This window comes from Streptomyces recifensis (assembly GCF_002154615.1).
Taxonomy (GTDB): domain Bacteria; phylum Actinomycetota; class Actinomycetes; order Streptomycetales; family Streptomycetaceae; genus Streptomyces; species Streptomyces griseoluteus.
In genome coordinates, this window is record NZ_MUNH01000582.1 from 1 (window position 1) to 709 (window position 709).

Below are 709 nucleotides of genomic sequence, written 5' to 3' on the forward strand. Positions count from 1 at the left end.
GACGGCTGGTTCCACACCGGCGACATCGGCGAGCTGTCCGCCGACGGCTATCTGCGCATCACCGACCGCAAGAAGGACCTCATCAAGACCTCGGGCGGCAAGTACGTGGCGCCCGCCGAGGTCGAGGGCCAGTTCAAGGCGGTCTGCCCCTATGTCTCCAACATCCTGGTGCACGGCGCCGACCGGAACTACTGCACCGCCCTCATCGCGCTCGACGAGCCCGCGATCCTCCAGTGGGCCGCCGAGAACGGCCTGGAGGGCAAGTCGTACGCCGAGGTGGTGGCCGCGCCGCAGACCGTCGAGCTGGTCGACGGGTTCGTGAAGCAGCTCAACGAGGGGCTGCAGCGCTGGCAGACCATCAAGAAGTTCCGGCTGCTGCCGCGCGACCTCGACGTGGAGCACGGCGAGATCACGCCGAGCCTGAAGCTGAAGCGGCCGGTGGTCGAGCGGGAGTACAAGGGCCTGATCGACGAGATGTACAACGGGGCCCGCGAGGCGTGAGCGGCACCCGCCGGGGTGGTTTTTCGGCCGCCCCGGTGGGTTCTCTTTCGGCCATGACCGGAATTGAGCGTGTTCTGGCCGGGCGGTAACACAGTTCACCGTCACGAGCGTTCACTTCGGTGACTCGGTGCTTATGCGCCCCGCCTGTCTGTCACCCTGGCCGCATGGACATGGCGGCCATACCCGTGCAGCGGGCGGGCGGCGCCGG

General features: G+C 67.8%; 1 pseudogene. It reads left to right on the top strand.

Features of this window, described 5'->3' with window-relative positions:
* A pseudogene (locus CCN33_RS26460) lies at nt 1–501 on the top strand (long-chain fatty acid--CoA ligase); the annotation flags it as partial.
* Between the last annotated feature and the right edge of the window lie 208 nt (nt 502–709).